At 46.5% G+C, this 25,378-nt stretch carries 19 protein-coding genes; 14 read left to right on the forward strand and 5 right to left on the reverse strand.

Features of this window, described 5'->3' with window-relative positions; all coding sequences use genetic code 11:
• Positions 1-13: 13 nt before the first annotated feature.
• The gene (locus NST47_RS07515) at positions 14-1,204 is read left to right on the forward strand and encodes an ATP-grasp domain-containing protein (RefSeq protein ID WP_341154575.1); all 1,191 of its coding nucleotides are present in this window, start codon (positions 14-16) and stop codon (positions 1,202-1,204) included.
• Positions 1,205-1,229: 25 nt separating this feature from the next.
• Positions 1,230-2,042 carry an amidohydrolase family protein gene (locus NST47_RS07520; protein WP_341159624.1) on the forward strand — a complete coding sequence of 271 codons (813 nt, stop codon included), beginning with the start codon at positions 1,230-1,232 and terminating at the stop codon, positions 2,040-2,042.
• 63 nt (positions 2,043-2,105) lie between these two features.
• Here the strand turns inward: NST47_RS07520 and NST47_RS07525 are convergent, their stop codons facing one another.
• Together NST47_RS07525 and NST47_RS07530 are read right to left on the reverse strand one after the other, a co-directional pair.
• Positions 2,106-2,564, reverse strand: coding sequence for a hypothetical protein (locus NST47_RS07525; RefSeq protein WP_341154576.1), 459 nt, complete (start codon positions 2,562-2,564; stop codon positions 2,106-2,108).
• A gap of 227 nt (positions 2,565-2,791) precedes the next feature.
• On the reverse strand, positions 2,792-3,535 hold the full coding sequence (locus NST47_RS07530; RefSeq protein ID WP_341154577.1) for a DUF975 family protein: 744 nt from the start codon (positions 3,533-3,535) through the stop codon (positions 2,792-2,794).
• A gap of 322 nt (positions 3,536-3,857) precedes the next feature.
• On the opposite strand from NST47_RS07530, the gene NST47_RS07535 reads away from it, so the two are divergent.
• From NST47_RS07535 to NST47_RS07560, 6 genes are all read left to right on the forward strand, one after another.
• Positions 3,858-5,030 (forward strand): MFS transporter, encoded by a 1,173-nt coding sequence (locus tag NST47_RS07535; RefSeq protein WP_341154578.1) that lies wholly within the window; start codon positions 3,858-3,860, stop codon positions 5,028-5,030.
• Between the two features lie 164 nt (positions 5,031-5,194).
• A complete protein-coding gene (locus tag NST47_RS07540) occupies positions 5,195-6,286 on the forward strand; it encodes a GntR family transcriptional regulator (protein ID WP_341154579.1) in 1,092 nt (363 codons plus the stop codon).
• 164 nt (positions 6,287-6,450) lie between these two features.
• Positions 6,451-7,146, forward strand: a complete 696-nt coding sequence (gene araD / locus NST47_RS07545) for an L-ribulose-5-phosphate 4-epimerase (protein ID WP_341154580.1) — start codon at positions 6,451-6,453, stop codon at positions 7,144-7,146.
• Between the two features lie 19 nt (positions 7,147-7,165).
• Positions 7,166-8,836, forward strand: a complete 1,671-nt coding sequence (locus NST47_RS07550) for a ribulokinase (protein WP_341154581.1) — start codon at positions 7,166-7,168, stop codon at positions 8,834-8,836.
• Between the two features lie 327 nt (positions 8,837-9,163).
• A complete protein-coding gene (gene araA, locus NST47_RS07555) occupies positions 9,164-10,654 on the forward strand; it encodes an L-arabinose isomerase (RefSeq protein ID WP_341154582.1) in 1,491 nt (496 codons plus the stop codon).
• A 235-nt stretch (positions 10,655-10,889) separates the two neighbouring features.
• Positions 10,890-11,864, forward strand: a complete 975-nt coding sequence (locus NST47_RS07560; protein WP_341154583.1) for a diaminopimelate dehydrogenase — start codon at positions 10,890-10,892, stop codon at positions 11,862-11,864.
• Between the two features lie 84 nt (positions 11,865-11,948).
• Here NST47_RS07560 and NST47_RS07565 read toward each other — a convergent pair whose 3' ends face one another.
• The 3 genes from NST47_RS07565 to NST47_RS07575 are packed head-to-tail and all read right to left on the reverse strand — an operon-like array spanning position 11,949 to position 15,095.
• Positions 11,949-12,794 carry a carbohydrate ABC transporter permease gene (locus tag NST47_RS07565; RefSeq protein ID WP_341154584.1) on the reverse strand — a complete coding sequence of 282 codons (846 nt, stop codon included), beginning with the start codon at positions 12,792-12,794 and terminating at the stop codon, positions 11,949-11,951.
• A gap of 1 nt (position 12,795) precedes the next feature.
• Complete coding sequence (locus tag NST47_RS07570; RefSeq protein WP_341154585.1) at positions 12,796-13,725, reverse strand: carbohydrate ABC transporter permease; 930 nt, start codon at positions 13,723-13,725, stop codon at positions 12,796-12,798.
• 56 nt (positions 13,726-13,781) lie between these two features.
• Positions 13,782-15,095, reverse strand: a complete 1,314-nt coding sequence (locus tag NST47_RS07575) for an ABC transporter substrate-binding protein (protein WP_341154586.1) — start codon at positions 15,093-15,095, stop codon at positions 13,782-13,784.
• Positions 15,096-15,336: 241 nt separating this feature from the next.
• Here NST47_RS07575 and NST47_RS07580 point away from each other — a divergent pair, with 241 nt between their 5' ends.
• The 6 genes from NST47_RS07580 to NST47_RS07605 all read left to right on the forward strand — a co-directional run bounded on the left by NST47_RS07580 (position 15,337) and on the right by NST47_RS07605 (position 25,270).
• Positions 15,337-17,631: a helix-turn-helix domain-containing protein gene (locus tag NST47_RS07580; RefSeq protein ID WP_341154587.1), complete on the forward strand. Its 2,295-nt coding sequence runs from the start codon at positions 15,337-15,339 to the stop codon at positions 17,629-17,631.
• Positions 17,632-17,847: 216 nt separating this feature from the next.
• A complete protein-coding gene (locus tag NST47_RS07585) occupies positions 17,848-18,774 on the forward strand; it encodes an ABC transporter permease (protein ID WP_240416130.1) in 927 nt (308 codons plus the stop codon).
• Position 18,775: 1 nt separating this feature from the next.
• Entirely contained in the window at positions 18,776-19,648 is an 873-nt protein-coding gene (locus tag NST47_RS07590; protein ID WP_240415859.1) for a carbohydrate ABC transporter permease, read from the forward strand.
• Between the two features lie 38 nt (positions 19,649-19,686).
• A complete protein-coding gene (locus tag NST47_RS07595) occupies positions 19,687-21,204 on the forward strand; it encodes an ABC transporter substrate-binding protein (RefSeq protein WP_341154588.1) in 1,518 nt (505 codons plus the stop codon).
• 142 nt (positions 21,205-21,346) lie between these two features.
• On the forward strand, positions 21,347-23,713 hold the full coding sequence (locus NST47_RS07600) for an AraC family transcriptional regulator (protein WP_341154589.1): 2,367 nt from the start codon (positions 21,347-21,349) through the stop codon (positions 23,711-23,713).
• Between the two features lie 54 nt (positions 23,714-23,767).
• A complete protein-coding gene (locus NST47_RS07605; protein ID WP_341154590.1) occupies positions 23,768-25,270 on the forward strand; it encodes a sulfatase in 1,503 nt (500 codons plus the stop codon).
• The last annotated feature ends 108 nt before the right edge of the window (positions 25,271-25,378 follow it).

Consider the following 25,378-nt stretch of genomic DNA (forward strand, 5'->3'; position numbering starts at 1 on the left):
CAACAAACGTATCATGATCATTAATTCAGGTTGGGAACAAACGGATTTGATTCGTAAAGCCAAAGATCAAGGTTTATATGTTATAGCTACTGACCTTCAACCAGATGCTCCTGGCTTTCAGCTCGCCGACGAAACTGCGGTGGCCGATCCCCGAGATTTATCACAATTATTTGCAATAGCGAGTGAAAAGAAAATCGATGCCATAATATCAGACCAATGCGATTATTCTCATTTTGCTGCAGCTTATATTGCAGAGCGATTAGGACTGCCTGGGGCAAGCCTTGGGGCGGCGCAGCATTCAACCAATAAAAAGTGGATGAGGCTCGCTTGCAGCCATACTTCTATTCAGCAGCCAAGATTTATTGCTTGTAAAACCATACAGGAAGCGAAGTTGGCCGTGCATGAGATAGGACTACCGGTCATCATCAAGCCACTGGATAACCGCGGCAATTTTGGCGTGAACCAGGTTGAACATATTTCGCAATTGGAGGAAGCCTTTTTTGAAGCGATTGCCAACTCGCACTCCAGAGAATGTCTGGTTGAACAGTTTATTCAGGGAACGATGGCCACGGTAGATGGATTCGTGTTTGGAATCCATGGGCATTACTCGCTTGCAGTGGCTTCCAAGGCGATGCTCGGCGGGAGAAAACGGGTAGCCATGGAAATCGTATACCCTGCGGAGTTTCCGCAAAAAATTGTAAAGGAACTTCAACTTTGTCATAACAAGGTCGTCCAAGCTCTCGGGATTCAATACGGATGTACTCACGGCGAATACATGGTAACCGAAACCGGAGATATTTTTCTGATCGAATGCGCGAATCGAGGTGGCGGCTGCTACACGAGTTCGAGAATTGTTCCGGCTGTATCCGGATACGATCTATCGGAATATTTGATTCTCAGTGCATTGGGTGAGCGCGATCTGAAGGTCGCGGAAGACGCGGAATCGATGAAAAAGGCTTCCGTCCTCAGTTTTATCCAATTATCGGCGGGTAAAATCGTTTCGATAGAAAATCAAGAACAGATCATGAAACGCAACCATATTTTGGCGTTTCGTCTCTCTGTGAAACCCGGCGATACTATAACAACAATCACTAATGATGCCAATCGACATGGCTTTCTCATTACGACAGGGGCAACCACAGAATTAGCTAAACAACATGCCGAAGCAGCAAAGCAGGACCTGGTGATTCGTTATGAACGATAAACAAAGGTTAATCGTCGATTTCCACATGCACCCCGGACCCAGATGGCTTCCGACTGAACGGAGGCTTCATGAGCTGCCTCATGTAAAGGAGAACTTTGAACTGCAAATCCAGGCCATGGACAGAGCGGGGGTGGATATGGCGGTATGTTTGCTGATGGATGAAGATTGGTTCCGAACGGAGGCCGGAAATAAGCTGTTTGAAATATACCGCACCTATGACTGGGATCAACGGTTTGTTTTTTGTGCAATGTTCGATATATTCCGTATATTTGAAACAGAAAAGGCTTTGGACGATGTTGCCGCGGCGGCTAAATTAGGAGTTAGGGGTATTAAAATACATCCTGATATTCAGCGTGTAAACAAAAGAGATTTTCCGCGTTTGGCTGCTTTAGCTCAAAAAGCTGAAGAATTAAACATGTTTCTCATTGTCCACGCTTATAGCAACCAGCACATGGAATATGATAATATCGGACTCGAAATTGTTTCCTCTATTGCCTCCCTGGTAAAAACGCCGATTATTGTGGCACATGCGGGAGGAGTGGATTTTTCAAGAGCCGTATTTTTGGCCAAACATCATGAAAATATCATGCTGGATCTATCTTATATTTTGGAGCTTGAACCATTAAATTTCAAGATCGGCGGATTATTGAAATGGGGCATTGACCAATTAGGTGCTGGCAGATTTCTTTTTGGCTCCGATCATCCCAGCTGCGATACCCTCCAGTATATAAACAGATATATGGAAATATTTCAAGAGATTCGTTTAACCAGTGAAGAAATCTCGATGATTTTTGGGGAAAATGCTTTGAAAATCATCAATGAAGCAGGTGAAATATAAATAAACCATTCGTAATAAGATAGTCCCCGCCTCAGGAGAGGACGGGGGCTCAAGTATGTCCTATTATGCGATTCTCATAATAACAAGGTGTGCTGAAACAGGGCTTGTTCCTCCAGCAAGAGGAGTGATGGTTAGGGCCGTTGTATTCCCAGCAGGATTTCGTACGGCCAGTATTGATTTGTTTACGGTCGTTCTCACAAGAGACATTCCTACTATTTGAGAAGTACCTGTTGCTCGCCCAACCACCGTGTAGGCTATTTCGGCGCCATTGAGAGTTAAAACGAGTTGTCCGGCTTCAGTCACACTCACCTGAAACAAAACCTGATAAGTGCCTTTTGCAGACAATCTAAATGTACTGGGACTAGTACGTGCAATAGCAATCCCACTAGTAGGTCCATTTTGCGGAAAACTTACGTCTGTACCGGGAGCGACTGTTGCTGCATTATCAGGAGGCATCAATGCAAAAAAATCTGAAAAGCTTAATACTCCGGCTGGTCCTTGAAGACAATTACAACATCCCATACTCTCATCTCCTATTTTCAACATACATTATCATATTAAAAGTAAAAAAAGATAAACATAGTAAATACCTATCCAACTAAAAATAGTAGTTACTATTCGTATGCACTGGCGGTAAAAGAAAAATAGCGGAAAAAGCCTTTTCCATAAGACTGGAAAGGCTTCTCCCGCTGCTGTCGGCATATTTTACATATTGAACCAGTGAACATACCGGCATACCTGACTGTGACTTATTGCACGATCAGATCAAGCTCCTCGTAGCTGCACTCTTGGTTATCAAGCAGATTTTGCCGCAATGCCAAATATAATTCCGCTTTTGTAGCATTTTCATAAGGCATAACAAACAGCACACCGACGAACAGCGCAATGCATCCGAGCAAATACCATCCGATAAAAGAAAGATCCAGAACCCACATCTTGAACTTGTGTCCGGCCGTCATCCGATTGCTCAACTCAACCGCCCGTTTGTATCCAATGTTGGCGTTGTCAGCCAAAATATAAGGCACCATGCGATACGCATACGATTTTACGATTCCAGGAATAAAGAGCAGCAGGAACCAGAGGAAGTTAAGAAAATCTTTCCATAACATGGATTTTACGATTGCCAAATATTTATTTTTGCGAAAACCGTATTCAATATGATTCAAATTATTATCGCCCTGTGCATTTCTTACAAAATACCGTCTGCCACCAACCTCAAGCGAATAACATAAAAAAATTCGAAACGCCATCGCAAACAACATAATCCCAAGAAATATAACGACGAAGATGAGTATGATCAGTAAGGTCTCATTATCCATCAAATCCCTGAATATTTCAGTAAAGCTGTCTCTGCCGCTGCTGGCATTATGACGATTGTACGAGCTGCCTCCATCAAGGTTCCAGGTATCAGGATTAAACCCATTAAAGAGATTGGATGGGATACTGCTGCCGCTGCCCCCGTTACCACCTACAAAGCCAATAATCAAACTCACCAAGAAGGCTTTCCAATAAGAGGTTCTTAACACGTCCTTTGCTCTCGTCTTAAGTTCCTTACGCGTCCACATGTGAATCAATCCTTTACAATTTGATAAGGTCTTCATCTATATATACCCATCTGCTGCAGTTGATTATGTGCGGAATACACTTTTTTGTCAAGTAATGGATAAGCTCAAAAAATTATGGTTGCATGATCTGTAGAATGGGTTATGATGTCATCATGCATGTAAGGCTGCTGCGTACTTTGCGCAAACTGAAGAGGCCTAATATGCCGCAATTATATGAAATCAAGAGCACAAATTTAAGGAGATGGACAACTTGCGCATCGCGGCATCTATCCGCAAAGTGCTGATCATGAACGCAGCCTCAACGATTATTTTTAACTACATTGGTATTTTTGTAAATCTGTTCATCTGGGAAAAGAATCATAGTATTTTTGACGTTACCTGGTTTAATCTGATTATGTTCATCACGTGGAGTCTCGCTTTTGCCGGGGGATCACGATTGTTAACCAAATATACGACACGAGCGTTGATTCGAACGACAGCGACATGTGGTGCGATCACGTTTATTCTCTTGACTACGCTGACGCTGGACAACCGTCTGCTGTGGATTACCATTATTGCGATACCGGTTGGGATCATGTGGGGATTGTATGCCGCTTCGCAAAATATTACATTAACCGCTATCGGCAAGGGCGGTAATTTTGAAGATTATTTCTCATATGCGACGATTATTGGACAGACCATTTCCATTGTGAATCCGATCGTATTTGCTTTCATTATCAAATGGATTGGTTACTACGGTTCGTTTATTATGATGTTTATATTTATAACGGTGCTAATGGTGGTTTCGTTCTTCATTTCTCCTGTGACCTTGGCGGAGGAAAAGAAGCCATTGTTCCAGCAGATGCGCTTCTCAACGGTATTTTCTTATCCGGCTATTCGCTGGATGGTGCCTTCTTGTTTGGCTGCCGGTATATTTTTGCAGTTTCAGGGCTTGTTTGCCTTAATTTTTACGTTTTCCGTCTCGAATGACAAGCTGGTCATAGCTCTGCTCAATGTCCTCTACGCAGTATCCTCGATCATTGCGATGGTGCTGCACAGAAAGCTTACGGTGAGCAGTGGGATTTGGTTGAAGGTAGGCATGGTGGCGATCTCGATCGGCTTTCTGATCGCGCTGCTTCAGCATTCGGTATTCCTTGTGATTTCGAATATTTTAACGACAGTGGGACTCTTTTATTTCAGTACGATCTGGAACAGCGGTCAATTCCGAATTATTAGCCGTCATACCTCCATTGAGCAGGCGCGAATTTTATTATGGCGTGAATGGTTTCTTAATATATCGCGGATCGCGATGCTGGTTCTTATTTTGTTTGTAAAGGATTTACAGGGTCTGACCTTCATCCTGCTGCTTGCTTTTTCACTTGGCTGCGCACTGCTGGTGCCGTTCTTTTCACAAAAAAGTGAGGAAGCCTTGGAAGCTGAATGAGGATTTGCACAAAATGGTTGCAGAGAGCTGTTTCGTAAGGTCCGAGAGGATTTGAGGGACGGCTTTTTTGTATGGCTAGCTGAAGGTTATAAGAATAGCATGGATAAATGGTACGTACAAAAGTATAATAGAAATTAAAAGATCACGAACAACAGAGGTGCACGATGAGTAAAAAACCTTTACCTAAATATATACAGCTAAAACAGGAAATTATGGGCTGGATACATGCCGCAAAAATTATGCCCAATGAGCGGATGCCGACCGAGCATGAAATTGCCGACCAATTTGGCATGAGCAGGCAGACGGTCCGGCAAACATTAGGCGAGCTGGAGCAGGAGGGCTGGCTGTATCGTGTGCAGGGAAGCGGTACGTATGTGGCGCCAGCACCAAAGCGGAAACGGGAAATTCAAACCATCGGTGTGCTGACGACCTATATTTCCGACTATATATTCCCTTCCATCGTGCGCGGAGTGGAAAATGTGCTCAGGTCGAGAGGCTATCGGATGCTGCTTTCCAGCACGGACAATGATAAGGCCAGAGAACGCGAAAGTCTGCAAATACTGCTGACCCATCCGCTTGCCGGGATTATCATCGAGCCGACCAAAAGCGCGGAGGGAAATCCGAATCTCGATTTTTATTTATCGTTGGAATACAGAAGCATTCCATTCTTGATGATCAATGAGAGGTACATGGAGATGGACTGCCCTTATATTAAAATGGATGACGAAGCCGGCGGGTTTACAGCAGTTGAGCATCTAATCAAGCTCGGACATCGGCGCATTGCCGGATTTTTCAAAATGGATGATCTGCAGGGAGTGAACCGGATGAAGGGCTTCATTCGGGCGCACCATGAGTGGAAGGTTCCGCTGCTGCCACACGCTGTGATTCATTATGCAACGGAAGAAAAGAAAACGAAGCCTTACGCTGCAGCTTTATCCATGCTAAGACAGGACGATGAGCGGCCGACTGCCTTTGTCTGCTATAACGATGAGCTGGCTGTACAGCTGATTGGCGCGATTCGCGAAGCGGGATTGACCGTTCCCGGAGATGTTTCGGTAGTCGGCTACGATGATTCAACGCTCGCTACCGCGATGGAGGTGAAGCTGACAACATTGGCACACCCGAAGCTGGATTTGGGTAAACAGGCAGCAGAAACCTTAATTGATATGATTGAGCATAAACCATCGGATATCGCTGATCGTTCGAAGATCTGGAAGCCCGAGCTGATTGTCCGTGAATCGACGAGACCTGTATAAGAGTGCGAAGCATATTTAGAAGTTCGTGAAGAACGAGCGCAGCGAGACTTATTCACCGGACTTTTTAGAGGATTAAAAATAGAAGTGGAAAATTTGTACGTACAAATATATAATGGGTATAGTGAAACGAAACAAACTCGATTTCAGGAAAGGTGTGGAACCGTTTGTTAAAAAAATTAAAGCAGGAAGTGCTGCAGGCTAATCTGGATTTGCCAAAGTACGGCTTGGTCACCTTTACATGGGGCAATGTGAGTGGAATTGACCGTGAACGCGGACTGGTGGTCATTAAGCCAAGCGGTGTTCCTTACGAGGAATTACAGGCAAACGATTTGGTCGTTGTGGATTTGCAAGGAACTATTGTGGAGGGCAGCTATCGCCCTTCATCCGACACACCTACGCATTTGGCGTTGTACCGCGCTTTTGAAGAACTTGGCGGAATTGTACATACCCATTCGCCTTGGGCGACGAGCTGGGCACAGGCTGGCAGACCGATTCCGGCACTCGGTACGACGCAGGCGGATTATTTTTATGGAGAAGTCCCCTGCACACGCAATATGACGAAGGATGAGATTGAAGGCGCTTACGAGCTGGAAACCGGTAATGTGATTATTGAAACCTTTCACAATTTAAAGCTGAATCCACGGCAAATCCCTGGTGTATTGGTCAATTGTCATGCTCCATTCGCTTGGGGCCAGGATGCTCATGATGCTGTTCACAATGCTGTAGTGCTGGAGGAAGTCGCCAAAATGGCTTACCATACGTACCAACTGAATCCGCAGATTGCTCCGATGGATCAAGTGCTGCTGGATCGGCATTTTTTGAGAAAACACGGAGCTAACGCATATTACGGACAAAAATAAAGCGATGGAGGCGAGCAGGTTGGGCAACAAATATGCAATCGGTGTCGATTATGGAACTGAATCCGGCCGAGCTGTATTGGTCGATTTAAATGACGGAACGGAGCTGGCGGATCATGTTACGCCGTATCCGCATAATGTTATTGACGAGCAGCTGCCGGAATCCGGTGTCAAGCTGGATATGGATTGGGCGCTGCAGCATCCTGCGGATTATATTACTGTACTTAAACAATCGATTCCGGCAGTACTGAAGTTATCCGGTATCGATCCGGCTGATGTGATCGGGTTGGGCGTCGATTTTACAGCGTGTACGATGCTGCCTGTTGATGAAAAAGGGGTGCCGCTATGCTTTGATCCCGAGCTGAAGGATCAGCCTCATAGCTGGCTGAAGCTGTGGAAGCATCATGCAGCTCAGGATGAAGCCAATCTGCTGAATGAAATCGCTGCGCAGCGCGGAGAAACGTTCCTGCCCCGTTACGGCGGTAAAATATCGTCCGAATGGATGATTGCGAAGATTTGGCAAATCCTGAATGAAGCGCCTCATATTTATGAGCGCACGGACTTATTCCTGGAAGCGACTGATTGGGTTATCGCGCAAATGACAGGCAATACGGTCCGTAACAGCTGTACGGCAGGCTACAAATCGATCTGGCATAAGCAGGATGGATACCCGAGCAAAGATTTTTTCAAAGCGTTGGATCCAAGACTTGAGCATTTAACGGACACCAAGCTGCGAGGAGAGGTCCTGCCTCTTGGCAGCAAAGCAGGTGGGCTGACTGAAGCTATGGCCGCACTTACAGGTCTCAAAGCCGGTACAGCAGTAGCTGTTGGCAATGTGGATGCTCATGCCGCGGTTCCCGCTGTCGGCGTCGTCACACCTGGCAAGCTTGTGATGGCGATGGGTACATCGATTTGCCATATGCTGCTTGGCGACCATGAAAAGCAGGTCGAAGGCATGTGCGGCGTCGTCGAGGACGGAATCATCCCCGGCTATATGGGCTATGAAGCCGGTCAGTCCGCCGTAGGCGATATCTTTGCCTGGTATGTAGAGCAAGCCGTCCCGGCTTACGTACACGAAGCCGCTGCAAGCGATCATATTTCCGTCCACGAATGGCTGGAGCGCCAAGCTTCCGCCTACCAGCCAGGACAATCCGGACTGCTTGCTCTGGATTGGTGGAACGGCAACCGTTCCGTATTGGTCGATACCGACTTAACGGGCCTACTGGTCGGCTGCACACTGCTGACCAAGCCAGAGGAAATTTACCGTGCCTTGCTGGAATCCACTGCATTCGGTACACGCAAAATCATCGACGCCTTTCATGATAATGGCGTCGAAGTCGAAGAACTGTACGCCTGCGGCGGCTTGCCGCAAAAGAACAAGCTGCTGATGCAAATTTACGCGGATGTCACCAACCGCGAAATCAAAATCGCCGCTTCCAAACAAACGCCAGCGCTTGGCGCTGCTATGTTTGGCGCTGTTGCCGCCGGCTCCGCTAACGGCGGCTACGATACCATCGTCGAAGCCGCTCAGCAAATGGCCCGCATCCGCGAGGAAACGTTCAAGCCGATTCCGGCCAACGTCGAGGTCTACGAGAAGCTGTATCAGGAATACAGCAAGCTCCACGAATATTTTGGCCGTGGCGCGAACGACGTTATGAAGCGCCTAAAAGCGATTAAAGAAGAAATCAAATAATCGTTTATATTGCTCTTGCCCTGCTCTTGCCCTGCTCTTGCTCTGCTCTTGCCCTGCTGATGTTCCGAAAGGAACGAAGTGCCCTTATCCCTAAAAGTAATTCCAAACACCAAAGTCAAGCGTGTCCCATTGGGACGAAAAGCGCCCCGAATACACAAAACTATGCACCCGCACCCCAGCACCCAAAGCCAAGCGTGTCCCGTAGGGACGAAAGCGCCCCGAGAACACCCCAGTCTGCAGACAGTCAGGGGAGTCCAGAGGGCAGCGCCCTTTGGGGCCCTCCCTACAGGGAGGGTTTGGGAGGGGGACATCCAGGAGGATGATATCGTGTTAACTATAAAACCCTACGAATTTTGGTTCGTTACCGGAAGCCAACACTTGTACGGCCCTGAAACACTATTAGAAGTCGAGCAGCATTCACGTGAGATCACACAAGGCCTGGACCGCGATAACGCAATTCCTTATTCAATCGTCTTCAAAAGCGTGCTCACAACGCCTGATGCCATTCTCCAGCTTTGTATTGATGCCAATGCGGACGCAGCCTGCGCGGGGATTATTACCTGGATGCATACCTTTTCCCCAGCCAAAATGTGGATTGCCGGTCTGACCGAGCTGCGCAAACCGCTGCTGCACCTGCATACGCAATACAACCGTGATATTCCATGGGACACGATCGATATGGATTTTATGAACACCAATCAATCGGCTCATGGGGATCGGGAATATGGCTTTATCGGCAGTCGTATGGGGATAGTCCGTAAGGTCGTAGTCGGATATTGGGAAGTAACCCAGGTTCGTGAACGGATCGGTGGCTGGATGCGCACAGCTGTCGCGGTAATCGAAAGCCGCAATCTGAAGCTGGCCCGTTTTGGGGATAATATGCGTCAGGTCGCAGTTACCGAAGGTGATAAAGTAGAAGCGCAGATCAAATTCGGCTGGTCGATCAACGGGTATGGTGTCGGTGATTTGGTGCAGCGGATTAATGATGTATCGGCCAGCCAGATCAATGCTCTGTTCGATGAATATGCCGAACTATACGAGATTTCTGCCGAAGGACGCACGCCGGGCTCATTGAAGGATTCGATCCTTGAACAAGCGCGTATTGAAATCGGGATGAGGGCTTTTTTACAAGAGGGCGGATTCAGTGCCTTCACGACCAGCTTTGAGGATTTGCATGGCATTAAGCAGCTTCCAGGGCTTGCGGTTCAACGGTTGATGAGTCAAGGCTACGGCTTTGGCGGAGAAGGCGATTGGAAAACAGCGGCTTTAACACGGATGATGAAAATTATTGCGGGTAACGAGGGAACCTCATTCATGGAGGATTACACGTATCACCTGGAGCCGGGAAATGAATTGGTGCTGGGCTCGCACATGCTGGAGGTTTGTCCAACCATCGCAGCGACGCGTCCCAAAATTGAAGTTCATCCGCTTTCCATTGGCGGCAAAGCAGATCCAGCGCGTCTGACCTTTGATGGTCGTGCCGGTGCAGCCGTGAACGCATCCTTGGTCGATATGGGCGGCCGTTTCCGCTTGATCATCAGTCAGGTAGACGCTGTAGCTCCGCATAAATCGATGCCCAAGCTCCCTGTAGCGAGGGTTCTCTGGAAATCCCAGCCTTCCCTGCAAGAGGCCGCTGAAGCCTGGATTTATGCCGGAGGCGCGCATCATACCGTGTTCTCCTATGTGGTAACCGTTGACCAACTGCTCGACTGGGCAGAAATGACGGGCATCGAAAGTGTCATCATTAATAAAGATACCAACCTGCGTGGATTCCGCAATGAACTGAAGTGGAATGAACTGTTCTGGCGTCTGCGCTAAGAAAGAGTACAGAATCAATTTAAGGAGCTTTGTCCCGTAATAGGCGACAGGCTCCTTTTTTACACCACTGGCGAAGAAGCACTTTTTGTCTATCTGCCTACCCGGAAGTCTGGTGAATAATGAGCGCAGCGGGTCTTAGTTACCGGATTTCATAATTTAAATCTTTTGTGCAATCCTTACATTTCATGTTATATTAGAACGGGCAGATTGTTATTATAATATGGAGGTATTCGTGATGAACAAAATAAAAGTAGGTATAGTAGGTTATGGTAATTTAGGCCGTGGTGTGGAATCGTCTATTCAGCAAAATGCAGATATGGAGCTCGTGGCGATATTTACAAGACGTCAACCCGCAGATATTCAATCAGCTGTAGAAATGGTTCACATTTCGAAAATCGAAACCTACATAGGCAAAATCGATGTGATGATATTATGTGGTGGTTCGGCAACGGATCTACCGGAGCAAGGTCCGTACATCGCGTCCATGTTCCATACGGTGGACAGCTTTGACAACCACGGCAAAATCCCTGAATATTTTGATGCCGTAGAGGCTTCAGCCCGAAAATCCGGACATGCCAGTGTCATTTCAACGGGTTGGGACCCAGGATTGTTTTCATTGAATCGTTTGCTGGCTGAAGTGGTGCTGCCCGAAGGCAAAGAATATACATTTTGGGGAAAAGGGGTAAGCCAGGGGCATTCGGATGCGATTCGTCGTATTCAGGGTGTGAAGAACGCTGTTCAGTATACCATCCCTAATGACGAGGCAGTTAATAAAGTCAGAAATGGCGAAGATCCCGTATTAACAACGAGAGATAAGCATCTAAGAGAATGTTATGTTGTGGCGGAAGCTGGAGAAGATCTGTCACGAATTGAAAAAGAAATTACTACGATGCCTAATTATTTTGCTGATTATGAGACTGTGGTTCATTTTATTAGCGCTGAGGAATTGCAGGAACAGCATGCGACTATGCCTCATGGTGGGCTTGTATTTAGAAGTGGCAAGACAGGCGTCAACAGCAAGCAGATCATTGAATTTGGACTTAATCTGGAAAGCAATCCTGAATTTACGGGCAGCGTACTGGTAGCTTATGCCCGAGCCGTCCATAAGTTTGCTGGCGAAGGTTTTGTCGGAGCCAAAACGGTATTCGATATTCCATATGGTTATTTGTCACCCAAATCAGCGGAACAGCTGAGAAAAGAATTATTGTAGCATTAAACGAGAGTAAAGCTGCACATAAAGGTCATACCTCCATTTTCTTGCGGGAAAAAGGGGTATGACCTTTTTAAATTTTAATTATTCCTTGACAGCTCCAGAAGTCAGACCCGATACCATATATTTCTGAAACATTAAGAATAACAGCAATATCGGTATCGTTGAGGAAACACAGACCGTCATGATATTAGCCCAATCATAGGCGACCTCACCCATATAACGAATGGAAATACCGGGGTTAAGCGTACGCAATGGATCTTTGGTAATGAGTGTGAGCGAGTAGAGCAGATCGTCCCACGACATGATGAAGGAGTAGATACCGACAGCAAAGATGCCTGGCTTGGATAAAGGAAGCACGATACGGAACAAAATTCCTGATCGGCTTACACCATCGATTTTGGCGGCCTCTTCCAGAGATATCGGTATGCCGTCAAAGAAAACCTTCAGCATCATGATCGAAAAAGGAAGAGCAGCTGTTGTCAGCGCGATGATAAGTCCGATATGCGTATTCAGAAGTCCGTAGCTCTTATACATCGCGTATAGGGCAATCAGCAGAGAGACGACTGGCAGCATTTGCGTCGACATAATGGATAGCATTGCAAGCTCTTTAAAGGCAAACCGAAATCGGGAAAACGCGTAGCCAGCCATCATAGCCAGCAATAAAGTAAGCAGAGTCGTAGACAAGCTGACGATCAGACTATTTTTGTAATACACAAGGAACGCAGATTCACTGAAGAGCTTGATATAATGCTCCAAGATGGGTTGGGTTACAAACCATTTGGGCGGCATCACGAACAAATCTGAATTGCGCTTCAGAGACGTAATGGCCATCCAGTACAACGGAAAGAGCAAGAAACTCAGATATACGATCATTAGAGCTGGGGACACTAGATAACGTAGTATCCGTTCATTCCAGGATTTATTCACGTTAGTGCCCCCTTCCATGTGCATGTTCACCAATCGTGAACAGCTTGTTATAGCCCCACGCGATGAATAGCAGCAGGAGCAGCCACAGTACGCCGATTGCTGCGCCCTCACCCAGGTTTAATTTTACAAATGCCGTTTTGTAGCTTAAAATGGCCAGCGTCGTGGTAGCATTAAGCGGGCCTCCGCCTGTCATAATCCAGAAGAGGGGAAACATTTTGAAATTTTCGATCATCGCTATCAAGGTGACCGTTTGAATGGTACTCTTCAGCTGGGGTAAGGTAATGTACCAAAATGCTTGACGGCGGTTAGCTCCATCGATATCTGCTGCTTCATATATTTCGGGCGATATGCCCTGCATCCCGGCCAGCAGCATCGTTGCCATAAAGGGCAGCTGTCTCCAGAGGGCAGCCGCCATGACGGCAGGCAGAGCGAGATCAAGAGAGGTCAACCAATCGTAAGGCTTGCCGATCAGTCCCCAGCTAACAAATAAGTAATTTAATACGCCGTATTGAGGCTGGAACATCCACATCCAGAGCAAGGCTACGACAAGAGTCGGAATGGTCCATGGGATCAGGATGAGTGTACGCAGCCATTTGCGCATAAATACGATCCGGTTAAGTAATGCGGCCAGCACAATTCCAAATATAAATTGTAGCAGCACAATACCCACAACATATTTTAATGTCGTACCCAGAGCACCAATAAATTCGCCATCCGTCGATAAATGCGCATAGTTAGCAAAATTGTTCCATTGATAGTCATTCATCCGCAGCAGGGTAACATTAAAAAAACTCATATAAATCGATTTGGCGATCGGAATGCCAATCGCTAGCAGCAGCATGACCATTGGGGGGGCCAGGAGGAAGAACAGAAACCATTTATCTTTGGCTCGATCCGATAACCAGGCCCTTCCATATGGCTTGTGCGTCATTACCTTTACATCCTGAGTGCCGTTCAAAGTCGTTCACGTCCTTCTATCCGGAATTTCTATTTGAGAGCTTGTTTCAGCTTGGCATCGATATCGGCAGCCGTTTTCTCCGGTGTTTCCTTGGCTAATGTGACTTTAAGGACAGCATCTGCCATATCCAGATAGGATTGCTCCAAACCGGGATTATTTTTCGGGAGAGCCTTTACAATACTCATTTGCTCGTTAAGTACTTTGTCAAAAGGGCTGGTATTAAATTCTGGTAAGGAGCTTATCGATTTTCTGGCGGAAACCACATCGCTTTTTTGATGATACAGCAGCATCATGTCTTTATCCGTTAAAAATTTGATGAAATCGGCAGCCTCCTGCTTATGCTTGGAATCTTTACTGATGACCAGACCATGCGCTTCGCCGATAGAGACACTTTTGCCAGAAGAATTTCCGGCAGGCACCAGTGCTGCTTCCCATACGCTGTCGTATGCTTCTCCCTTGCCGCTTAATGAGCGAAATACCGCTTTTCCATAATATCCATCTACATACATACCTAATCGACCAATAGAAAACAGGTTGCGTAAATCTTTGAGCTTGGCCGATTGTGGAGTGAGGTTTTCGTTGGTCAGTGTTTGGTAATATTTGTAAGAGGAAGCGGCTTCAGGCGTGTTCAGGTTTACTTTGCCGCTCGCATCAAAGATAGACCCGCCAAAGCTATAGAGGGTTTTCAAAAAAATCATTCCGTTAATCGGCAGTTTATCTGTAGGCTCGCCCAGTCCGTAAACAGCTTCACCGCTGTCGGTTTTTAATTTAGCAATTTTACGTGCTGCTTCGAGCATCTCATCGTAGGTTTTAGGAGGTTTGGCTTCAAGTCCCGCTTTTTTGAATAGCTCCTTGTTCCAGTAAAGAACATAAGGGGAAGCGGCCCAAGGCACACCCATCAGCTTACCTTGATACGAGTAGTCATCCTTATAGGAGGGCAGCAGGTCATTGACATAATCTTTACCGAGCAAATCATCAAGAGGTGCAATGATATCAGAGGTAGCATAAGTCGGAAAGGAGGCTGTAAAGGTCTGAATGACATCGGGTGCATCACCACTCGAAGCCATTACGAAGGTTTGCTCCTTAATGTTGCCGAAAGGAATACCAATGAATTCAATCTTGACATTAGGCTTCAAGCTTGTGTATGTGCTGGCCATTTGCTCCAGGGCATCTTTGGTTGCTGCTTCACTAATGCTCCAGCTGGCAAATTTTAAGGTAATGGGTTCGTTGGATGATCCGGCTGCAGATTTGTTCGTTTCAGGAGCCGTGCCTCCTTGAGAAGAACAAGCGACCATGGATGAAGCAAGACATACGCTTAATAATACGGTAACTTTTTTATTCATTTCGTTGGTATCCCCCTGTATGGATGAGTGGTTTAACTTACATTTTGATCATAATGTCCCGTAAGCTCTACTGTATATAGGAAGTATTGGCAGGTGAATGCTCAGAAAGCACAGTCCGGGATCATACATTTATGACTTCCATCATCATTTCCTGACACTGAATACTCAAATCGGCAGAAATATGGCATAATGAAGGCACTTTATTAGATGAAAGGGAATTGTGATGAAAGTCTTTATGCAGATGTGGAAGCAATGGAGGAAACCCAACCGGCTGCTGCTTTTATATTTTATTTCTTATGTGCTCGTTATTCTGCTGCCTGTAATAAGTATTGGTTATTTTTCATACAGGCTTGCTTTGTATACGGCAGAGGAGGAAATCAGCCGCTCCCATATTAATTCCCTAAGATATACAGGTACAACCTTTGATGAAACACTTCGTAAAATTAATTCGCTAACCGTTGCCATTGGTTTTGATAGTCGGTTGAACAGCTACTCGGCCAATACGGATAATCGCTACCTTTTGAATGAAGTTCAAGATATGCTGAAGCAGGCAGTCGCCTCCGACCGCAAGATTCATTCCGTACAGCTGTTTTTTGAAGTGGGTGAACAAATTGTATCTTCAGATGTTCTGGTGCACGCTTATCAAGGGGATCATGACGATCGCTGGATAGACATGATTCGTCAATCGGAGCAGGACAGCCTCTGGCTTTCACCGGAACTTATACGCAATTATGACGGGCATGAAGAAAGCATCATTACCTTTATTCGTAAGGTTCCCTTCGGCTCCCGCAACAAGGTTGGTTATGTAGCCATCCATTTGTTTGAGCGGCAGCTGCAGGGGCAATTAAAGCAAATGCAAAATATGGAGAACATGAATACCTATATCGTTTCGGCAGCTGGAGAAATCATTACTTCCTTCAGGCAGGCGGATGTGAGCACAGGGGTAACTCGTATGCATTTGGAGAAAATCGCTTCCTTGCAAGGAGAAGGATTTTTCACGGACAATCATGATCATCCAAGCTCTTTGGTGGCGTATTCGAGCACCTTATGGAATGGGTGGAGACTGGTCTCGCAAACACCGCTTACCAATATCTATGAGAAGCTGTCTTATATCGGCAGGCTCACGTTCGGATTTTGTGTGCTTTTAGGTCTAGTAGGCATTGCGGTTTCGTTCTGGCTATCACGCAAAATGTATGATCCGATTAAACAATTGATGGAACGAACCCGATCTTACATGAGCGAGCTGGAGCTGAAGGATTCTTCCAAGCATGGCAATGAACTGAGTCAAGTATCGGATGTTCTGGAGACTGCGGTCGGGCAAAAGAAGCTTATGGATCAGCAATTTCGCCAGCAGGTGCCTGTCATGCTTGATCGATTCGCGATGGCCTTGCTGCAGCATAGATTGAGCGATACGGAGATCAGGGATCGAATTGAGCAGTATCGTCTTGAGCTGTCGCTGCGAGGGTATGTGGTCATCGTTATTGAGCTGGATTATGCTGCTGAACTGGCTCAACGGTTTACTAACAAGGATATGAATTTATATCAATACGCTATTGCCAACATCGTGTCCGAGCTGATTCAGACAAAAACCCATTACAAGTTTGTGATGACCGATATATCGGAATACCAGCAGGCCGTGGTTATGAACGTTTTTGATATGATGGAGGCTGAGGAGCTGCGTGATCTTGCACAGCACATACAGCAGGTCATTGGAGATGTATTGAAGCTGTCGGTTTCCATTGGTCTTGGCAGCGTCTATGCGAATATTATGGAAACGCATGTTTCTTTTCAAGAGGCGCTACAGGTGCTCAAAACAAAGCTGCTGCAAGGAGCTAAATCCGTGCTTATATTTGAAACGGCGGGAGAAATGGAAACGGGGTACTATTCATTCCTGCAAACCGGCAAACAGATGACGAATAATTTGAAGGTGGGTAATACCAAAGAAGCGTTAGCTATACTGGAAGGGCTGAAGCAGGAGATTGCGTTAAAGCAGCTATCACCCGAATTGGTGTACATCGCGTACAACCGGCTGCTGGAAACCGGCATTGAAACGCTGCTTGAGCATAATGGAAACCCTCAGGAGCTATTTGGTCATGATACCGTGCTTCACCGTGAGTTAGCCCAGCTTGAGACTATTGATGATATTAACCTATGGATGACAACCATTATTGTGAAAATCTCGACCTATATTCAGGAACAAGACAACAAGAATAACAAAACCGTGGATAAGGTCACCTCCTACATTAATTTGCATTACCCAGAAGATTTGTCAGTTGAGATGATTGCCGAAGGGGTCGGGTTTAATGCCTCTTATTTAAGTCGCATGTTCAAGCAGCATACAGGCCGCACAATATTGGAGAACTTAACGTTGAAACGAATGGAGCAAAGCAAGCAGCTGCTGCTGGAAACGGCGATGAATTTACACGATATTTCGATGGCAGTTGGCTACAATAATGTGAATAGCTACATTCGTTTTTTCAAAAAGCTTGAGGGCATCACGCCTGGAGAATACCGAAAGCAGCGCATGGGGACTTGAAGAGCTTTGTCACTGTAATGAGTGGCAGGCTCTTTTTTTCATTACAAGGATAAAAAGTGCAAGCGGATAAAAAGTATTATAACCACCTAACAATAGGGGAGAAATGTGTTATTGTCGGCAATGGGAAGTTCCGCCTATGATTGCGCTATCGAGCAATAAGGGAGGAATACCATGGCAGTTAGCAAAACAGAGGAAGCCGCCTTAAGAGGGAGGAGCATGGGAAACAGCCACAACAAAAAGAGTGCCTTGATGTATGTGTTGAAGCGCGATAAATATTTATATTTGTTGGCTGTTCCCGGTATTTTATTTTTTCTAATTTTTAAATATGTTCCGTTGTGGGGGATCAGCATCGCTTTTCAGGATTATTCACCGTACCAGGGGTTTTTCAAAAGCCCATGGGTTGGCCTGGACAATTTTAATCGCTTTTTTGCCAATCCCGATTTTTTTCATCTTTTTCGCAATACGATCGCCATCAGCTTAATGAATCTGTTTTTTTATTTTCCGCTTCCGATTCTGCTATCCATTTTACTGACGGAATTAAAAAATGAGCTGTTCAAAAAAACGATTCAGACGATTATCTACATGCCTCACTTTTTATCGTGGGTTATTATTGCAGGAATTACTTTCTTGCTGTTGTCCCAATCTGAGGGTGTCGTTAACAAGATGCTGATCGCCGCAGGGCTGAATAAAATTGATTTTTTGACGAGTCCACAGCTGTTCTGGCCAATTCTTACCTTGCAAACGATATGGAAGGATGCGGGCTGGGGAACCATTCTATTCCTTGCAGCCATTGCAGGCATTGACCCACAGCTCTATGAAGCAGCGAAAATGGACGGTGCTGGCCGCTTTCGCCAAATCTGGCATATTACGCTGCCTTCCATTCGTAACGTGATCGTGATTCTTCTCATTTTGCGGATCGGACATATGATGGATGTGGGTTTTGAGCAGGTGCTGCTTATGGCCAATGGTGCCGTTTCCGATGTGGCGGACGTGTTTGATACTTATGTGTTCCGTGTGGGTATCCAGCAGGGTGAATTCAGCTACAGTACCGCAATTGGCATATTTAAATCGGTAGTCGGGTTGACCCTGGTTGTTATTGCCAACAAATTGGCCAAGAAGCTGGGTGAGGAAGGAGTCTATTAATATGAGGTTGTCCATAGGAGACAGGACGTTTATTGTATCCAATGTTATGCTGTTATCGATCGTCGGATTGGTCACCTTGTTCCCGCTGTATTACGTGTTTACGGTATCATTTACGAAGCCGGAGGAATATATCAGCAAAGGTTTTGTGCTTTTTCCTGAATCTTGGAGCTTGTTATCGTATCAATATATTTTTTCGACGCAAGCATTCGTGAAGGCGATTGGTGTCAGCGGTTTTCTGGCACTGGCAGGCACCGTAGTTTCTTTATTAATTACGTCCAGCTTTGCCTATACACTTTCGAGGAAAAGATTAAAGGGCCGCAAGCTTCTGATGCTGCTCGTACTGCTGACAACCTTGTTTCAGGCTGGAATTATTCCGGATTATTTGCTGATCAAGCAGCTGGGCCTGATGAACAGCTTGTGGGCGTTGATTATACCTGTCATGTCCAGCGGTTGGTATATTTTATTAATGAAAGGCTTTTATGATGGGATCCCGGATGCGCTGCAGGAAGCGGCTACAATTGATGGGTGTAATGAAATCGGGGTATGGGTTCGAATTATTCTTCCGCTTTCGGTGCCTTCCATGGTAGCGTTTGGCCTCTTTTTTGCTGTAGGCTACTGGAATACGTTTTTCAATGCGATGCTTTATATCAATGATCATCACAAATGGCCGCTGCAAATGCTGCTGCGCAATATGATCGTCGACTCTTCAACTTCAATGGGGGGCTCGATGGCTTTGGGAAATGATTTGCAGCTGCCTTCAGAGACGATCAAGATGGCTGCTGTGGTGGTTGCCACGGTACCGATTCTGATGGTGTATCCATTTCTGCAAAAGCATTTTGCCAAAGGGGCTATGATCGGCTCCATCAAGGAATGAATGCATACGATTTAACGACTAATAGGGGGAATGGTTCAATGATGAAGAAAAGCAGTGCAATTGCCTTATCGTGTATGATTGGGATGAGTGGGGTACTCGCTGCATGCAGCAAGAGCGGCAGTGAAGTCAGCACAGCTGGAAAAGAAGCGAACAAGCCCGTTGAGATTAACATCATGTCGGATTTCTACAGTCCGGAGCCTCCGAGTGATCAGGATCCGATTCGTTTGGAAATAGAGAAAGAAACAAATACGAAGCTGAACATTACATGGGTATCTCCGAACAATTATGGAGACAAAACGAATGTGACGCTGGCCTCTGGCGATCTCCCGGAGCTGATGCTGATTCGTGAGCCGTTTCAGGCTCAAATTAGAAAAATGGCAGACCAGGGTGCTTTCTGGGATTTGACACCGCTGTTGAAGGATTATAAAAATTTAAGCGCTTTTCCGGCGGAAAGCTGGAAAAATACGAGCCTGAACGGAAAAAACTATGGGATTCCATTTGCACGTCCGCTCTATGGTACGGAAGGCATGCCGATCCTGCGGAAGGATTGGCTCGACCAGCTAGGGATGCAGCCGCCCAAAAATCTGGACGAAATGTACGCGGTCATGCAAGCCTTTACCGAAAAGGATCCCGACGGCAACGGCAAGAAAGACACGATCGGATTAACGGCAACTGTCAATGCGAACAATATGGGCAGCCTTTCATGGGTGGAGAACGTATTGAACGGCAATTACGGAAAATGGAAGGAAAAGGATGGCAAGCTCATCGATATGACCTTTGAGAAGGGAACCAAAGACGCGTTAATTTGGTTAGCCAAGGCATATAAAGAAGGTTTACTGGCCGCCGACTTTCCGACCTTAAAGAACTCCCAGATGAGAGAGAGCATCACGACTAATAAAGCGGGGATCTTCACGGATGCGCTCAAACCGACCTGGCTGCTGACCGGACAGATGCGTGCAGCTAATCCGAAAGCCGATTTATTGCAGCTGTCTTCTTTGGAAGGGCCTCAAGGCAAGTTCGCACCCAAGGGCAGCGGCGCATTTGGCTTCTGGGTAATCCCTAAATCGGTACCAGAGGCAAAGCTGAAGCAAATTCTCGCGTTCATGGACTATGGCGCTACTCAGGAAGGCAGCGTCATGGCCAACTATGGCTTTAAGGGCGAGCATTATAATGAGCAGGATGGTATGTACTTGTTCACGGAGAAGGCTAAAGTCTACACCGGGGTTATTTTTCCGATCTTCCAAAGCCTTGATAAATATGCATTTGCCTATCAAACGGGTATTCCAGCTGACTTCCTGAAACGGAATATGTCCATTATTGATGAACAAGCGAAGGTTGCAACCGGAGACCCGGCGATTGGATTAAACTCCGATACGTACAACAAAGTCGGGATCGATTATGACAAAAGGACTCAGGATCTAAAGGTGAAAATCATTTTTGGGCGGGAGCCTATTGAGGCCTGGGATGCGTACACAGCAAGCTTAAAAGCAGATGCCCAATATCAAAAAATCGTGACCGAATTTAATGACGATTACAAGAAAAGACAAGCGAAATAAAGACTGGCGTGTGCGAAGTGAGGCCTAATGTTTACTGCACGGCATGGTGACTTTTCCTAATGGATGATAAAATGGCAAAGGATCAGAATTCTGACTTCAAGGATTCGACCATCCGAGCACAGAAAGGAAGTTAAGAGCTGCGTTGAATAACTGGACTGCCTCATTTCGTGCTATTGGTAAATATTCGATGGTACAAAAGCGTTTTTACCGCAAAAGCTTTATGATTATTCTCATAGCGATCTGCTTGCCGACTCTTGTTGTAGGCAGTGGTGTCAAATGGATCGGTACGCGGCAGCTGGAGGATAGTGTGCTCGTAGCACGTAATCATCAGGTGGCTCAATCAGCCCAGCGCGTGGACGATTATTTCTCTTATCTGGAGAAAACAGCGACCCAATGGGCGTTCAATCCAGAATTTGGCGTTAAATTAAAAAGTCAGGAAACGAGCTACGATTATGAATTTATCCGAAATGTATATACGAATTTATTGCTTTTAAAGGAATCCAATCCGTTAATTGATCAGGTTTATATCGTTCTGGATCGCCCCGGTCTTGTGTTCTCAGATAGTAACGGAACGATGGGATTGCGTGAGCAGGAACGTCCAAGATTCCATGAGCTGCTGAACAATCCACATTCGACCTTCTGGTTGTCAGCATATCAAGCTGCCAATACGGTAGCCGGCAAGGGAAGGCTGACGCTCGCCTATTTGCTGTCGGATGAAAGCGCCGAGCCGTTTGGTACACTATTAATTTATTTGAAGCAGAAGCAGGTAGCCCAGCTATTAAGCGGGGTGACCTTGGGCGAGAATGGTGCGACCTTTTTGTTTAACGAAACGGGGGAGACCTTAGGAAGCTCTAACGAAACGCCTGATTCTATTCAGCAGCAGCAGGAGCTGGCCCATCTGATCCAGAGACGTGAGCAGGCCAAAGGCTCTTTTGTTTACGATTACGGTGGGGCTGCCTATTCGGTTTCCTATACTTCATTTAAACGGCTGGGCAAGAGCTGGACTTATGTCTCGATGGATGCTTTGGACAAATTAAACTCGCCTGTCATTGCCGCTTCCAATTTCGTATACATGGTAGGTTTGGCAGGGCTGCTGTTCGGAATTATAACGGCGATTGTCGTTTCCCGCAAGCTGTACCAACCGATCCTTGAGCTGATGAAAATGTTCAAAACGAACAGCAATACAGGCAAGGAATCGGCGGATGAAATCGAATTTATTGGCGAGCAATGGAGGCGCCTGAACCTCGAAAGCCGGACGCTGGAGCAGCGATTGCAGCAGCAGCTGCCCACGATGAAAGAAGGCTTCCTGCTTCAGCTGCTCCAGGGGCATTTTCGCTCATCGGATCAATCGGAACTGGAAGAAAGAATGCGACTGTTTGGCTGGGATACGGATGAGGTTGGATTTGTTGTTCTCAGTATACAGCTGCATGGATCTTCCCGGGTGAAAGGAAGGTTTCATAAAGGCGACCAGGAGCTTATTTCCTTTGCATCTGTGAATATCACGGAAGAAATTATGAAGGACAGCTTTTTGAATGGAGAGATCATTAACTTTCACGATCTTTCGATTAGTGTCCTTGTAGGCTGTCCGCTTTATTATGAAGCTGATGAACGAAGTGATGAGCTGTATCGTCTTGCTGAACAGCTGTCCATGATGCTGCATCGCTTCATCCAAATGGATGTTACCGTATGCATCAGCACATGGGTTCCATCGGTCGTAGACATTCCTCAAGCCTGGGATGAGGTTGGTCGAATCGTCCGTTATCGGGATATGAACGAATCGAGGCAGGTTATCCATGCTGACGATTATTTATCTCAAGGGACCGATACGATCCATTACCCTTTTGCTGCAGAATCGGAAATCCTGCAGGCCATTCGCAATGTTAATGCGGAGGAATCGATAATCGCTTTGAATAAGTTTAGCAGCGAGCTCAAGGCGAATACGACCAAGGAGTATTTATTTCAACAAGGAATGCTGCAGCTGTATGGAAACCTGCAGTTCGGTTTTCTGAAAGCAGGCTATAATCCGTTTGAAGCGGCCCCTTTTAGCATTCAAGAGGAGCTGGCGAATTTAACAGAGCCTGCGGATATAACCAACTTGTTTCAAAAACGGGTCATCCAGCCTTATATAGACAAAATTCGACAAGATTCTGAAAAGCAGGATGTTCGTTTAAAGCAGGCAATTGAACGTGTTGTCGAGACCATCCATAACAAATACGAAACGGATTTGTCGTTGGACCTGTTTGCCGAGGAGCACAATTTAACGCCGCTTACGCTGAGCAAGGCATTTAAGAAAATGACAGGCACCAATTTTATTATTTATTTGACCGATGTCCGGATTCGCAAATCGAAAGAGCTGCTGTCGGAAACGGATTACAAAATCAATGACATCGCCGAAATGGTCGGCTATCAGCCAACCTATTTTAACCGAATTTTCAAGAAAAATGAGGGGCTGACACCAAGCCAATACCGCGAGTCCATGCTCGGGACATTGCCGCCGCAGGATGAATAACCCAGTATGGCTTGAATAATTGTCTGTAATTTTATAAAAAGGGAGAGAGAAAGCATGAAGGCAGTTATGGTGATGTTCGATTCCTTGAATAAACATATGCTCCCCCCTTACGGCTGCAATTGGGTTCATGCACCGATTTTTCAAAGATTGGCGGAGCGGGCCGTCACCTTCGACAACTGCTATGCGGGAAGTCTTCCTTGTATGCCGGCACGTAGGGATTTGCATACGGGCAGAACCAATTTTCTGCATAGAAGCTGGGGACCGCTCGAGCCGTTCGATGATTCCATGGTCGAATTGTTAAGTAAGAACGGAGTCTACACACATCTGACTACTGATCACAATCATTACTTCGAGGACGGTGGCGCCACCTATCACACTCGCTACAACTCATGGGAATTTGCCAGAGGCCAGGAGGGTGACCCGTGGAAAGGCAGCGTGAAGGACCCGGTAATTCCTGAAACCTTAAGCGGCCCGAAGCTGGGCGATCTATGGAGACAGGATTGGGTAAACCGCGGACATCTGGACACGGAGGAGAAGCAGCCGTTGGCTGTCACGGTAGGCAGGGGCATCGAGTTCATCGAGCGTAATTACGATCAGGACCGCTGGTTTTTGCAAATCGAGGCGTTTGATCCGCACGAGCCTTTTTTCACTCAACGCAAATATAAGGACTTATACCCGCACACTTACGAAGGCAAGCATTTTGACTGGCCCGATTATGGGGTTGTGAAGCAGCAGCCCGAAGAGGTGCAGCATGTCATCTATGAGTATGCTGCGCTGGTGAGCATGTGTGACGCCTATCTTGGACGCATTATGGACACCTTCGACCGTTATGATCTGTGGAAGGATACATTGCTGATTGTGAATACAGATCATGGTTTTCTGCTCGGCGAGCACCGCTGGTGGGGCAAAAACATCCAGCCGTTCTATAACCAAATTGCCAACATCCCGCTGTTTGTTTGGGACCCGAGAACGCAAGTGAGCGGCGGACGTTCCGAAGCTTTGGTGCAAATGATAGATATGGGTCCAACGCTGCTTGAATTTTTTGCAGTAGATATTCCACCTGATATGCAGGGCAAGCCGTTGAACGTACTCAACGATTCGGATGGGGGTAAGCCACGCGAGGCCGTGCTGTTCGGGACACACGGAGGTCATGTCAATTGCACGGATGGCCGCTATGTATACATGCGTGCCCCTATCCAGGAAGATAATGAACCGTTGTACGAATACACGCTGATGCCCACGCATATGCACACAAGGTTCGATCCGCGCGAATTTGCAGGAATGGAGCTGGCGGGTCCCTTTTCCTTCACCAAGGGTGCGCAGGTTATGAAGATAAAAGGTAAAACCTATCTGAATCCTTATCGATACGGCAGCCTGTTATTCGATCTTCATCAGGACCCGAAGCAGGAATCGCAGCTGGATGATCCCGAGATTGAAGCGCGTATGCTGCGTCTGATGGCACGATTGATGCGTGAGCACGATGCGCCTGCGGAGCAATTTGAACGGCTTGGTATGACGATGGACGGTCATTCTGTAAGTGCACACAAGATGGAGTAAAAGAAGGGGCTGTCTCTTAATGTAGACTGGAATGGAGACAACTCCGCCGTCAGCATTACAGGGATGTTAATCATTTATAATGCGTTCGTATGAAGCGCCCTAACCGGG

The sequence above is a fragment of the Paenibacillus sp. FSL H8-0034 genome (assembly GCF_038000305.1).
Lineage (GTDB): Bacteria > Bacillota > Bacilli > Paenibacillales > NBRC-103111 > Paenibacillus_S.